The organism is Campylobacter portucalensis, from assembly GCF_009690845.1.
Lineage (GTDB): Bacteria > Campylobacterota > Campylobacteria > Campylobacterales > Campylobacteraceae > Campylobacter_B > Campylobacter_B portucalensis.
This window is the reverse complement of record NZ_VWSJ01000029.1, coordinates 1-2,075: the sequence shown is the minus strand read 5'-3', so window position 1 is coordinate 2,075 and position 2,075 is coordinate 1. Positions and strand designations below refer to the sequence as shown.

Annotated in this window: 2 protein-coding genes; both read right to left on the bottom strand. The window is 24.9% G+C overall.

What is annotated here, in order from left to right:
• Positions 1-46: 46 nt before the first annotated feature.
• Positions 47-1,345 (bottom strand): RNA-guided endonuclease InsQ/TnpB family protein, encoded by a 1,299-nt coding sequence (locus tag F1B92_RS07325; protein WP_407643639.1) that lies wholly within the window; start codon positions 1,343-1,345, stop codon positions 47-49.
• Positions 1,332-1,970, bottom strand: a complete 639-nt coding sequence (locus F1B92_RS07320) for an IS607 family transposase (protein WP_154571196.1) — start codon at positions 1,968-1,970, stop codon at positions 1,332-1,334. Before F1B92_RS07320 ends, F1B92_RS07325 begins: the two co-directional genes overlap by 14 nt.
• Positions 1,971-2,075: the final 105 nt, after the last annotated feature.

The window sequence follows — 2,075 nt, the reverse complement described above, 5'->3', positions numbered from 1 at the left end:
CGTTACTACAAACCTATAAAATTCTATAAATATATATAAAACTATACTAATAGAATTTTTGTTGTATTCCTACTTCAACCTTGCTGGTTACTATTTGATTTATTGCTAAATCATCTAGCAGAGCCGTCAAGTCCATAGGCGTAAATTCGGAATTAACTATTCCTACTCTTTCATTTACAAACTTGTGTAAATTAATACTTGCATTTAAATCTCTATCAATAATATTTCCACAAGATTTGCACTTATAAATTCTATCTTTTAATGTTAAATCCTGCTTTATATTTCCACATACACAGCAAGTTTTAGAACTTGGATAGAATTTATCTACTCTATGAATTTCTTTTTGCATATAATTAGCTTTATATTCTAATTGTCTATTAAACTCATAAAAACTGACATCAACAAGAGATTTAGCTAATTTATGATTTTTTATCATACCCTTTACATTCAAGCTTTCAAGTCCTATATAATCAAAATTTCTTATAATAATACTTGTGATTTTATGTAAAAAATCATTTCTTATATTAGAAATTTTAGAATGTAATTTATTTAGCTTCATACTTGCTTTTAGATAATTATTTGATTTTTTAACACCTTTTAAAGCTTCTTGCTTGGTTTTTGCGTGAAGTTTTTTTGAAAGCTTTCTTTGTCTTTTAACTAAAAGTCTATTTAGCTTATTTAATGGCTTTGGTGCTTTTATTTGTAAGCCATTAGATAAGCTAATAAATTCTTTAATACCTAAATCTATACCTATACTTTGTTTATTGCAATTTTCTATTTTATGTGTTTTATTATATTCATCTTTTGATATTTCAACGCAAAAAGATGCGTAAAATTTATTTGCTTTTTGTGAGATTGTTACGCTATTTATCTTACCTTTAAATCTTAGCTTCTCTTTCATTTTTACAAGTCCAAAATTTGGAATTTTTAGATATTTTTCATTTTTAATTATAACTTGGTCTCCACCTATATAGTAACTACCGAAATTTTCTTTTTTCTTTTTAAATTTTGGATAACTTAACTTGCCTTGTTTTAAATCTCTAAAAAATTTATTAAAAGCTAGATTTAAATTTAAAAATGGTTGTTGAGTTGCATATTTACTAACATCATAAATAAATGGAAACTGCTCTTTTTTAATAGCGTTGAATTCTTTTTTTAAATCTAAATATGATTTTTTAACACCTTGCTTATAATACTCTTGCCATTTAGCAAGTCCCCAGTTATAAGCTAAACGAGAACAGCCAAAAGCTTTTTTAAAATGAGTGATTGCTTTATTGTTTGGTTTTAATTCTATTTTATGAGATATTGTTAAATTAGTTACTAATTTAGTCTTATTCATTAACATTTGAAACTACCACTTTTTGCATATCATCTAAAAGTTTTTTATTTTTCTTTGAACGAGAACCATAAAGTCTAGCTGAAAATACTGTTATAATTTCTAAAACATCTTTTGCTAATTCTTCTTCAAATTTCACACTTTCTTCGCCTTTGTTTATAATTATAACTTCTACTTCTTTTGCCTGACATATTGAAAATACAAGCTCTGCTCCAAATCTTAATAATCTATCTTTATGAGTTAAAACAAGTCTTTTTACTTGTCCTTCAAGTATTAAATTTAAAAGTTTAGTTAAACCTTTTTTATAGTAATTCATACCACTACCTAAATCTTGTATAATTTCATAATTAAAGCCTTGTTTAGAACAATATAATTCTAATACTTGAACTTGTCTAATTAAATCATCTTTTTGGTCGTGAGAACTTACTCTTGCGTAAGCTATAGTTTTTAAGCTGTCATTGTTAAAAGTTATGTTTTTATTGATATTTTTTAGTGTTTCAAGCCTATATCTACGCTCTCCACCTTTTGTTAATTCATCAGGTTTTAGTAACCCTTTTTTATCCCAGTTTCTAAGTGTTTGTATAGTTACACCAAGAATTTTTGAAGCTTGTCCTATTGATAGTAATTTATTCATAAGTGACATTATAACAAATTTAAAAATATTTATCAATATAAATTATATAAAATATTTATATTATTTTATATAATTTTATAGAATTTATGTTTCAGTTGCTTACCC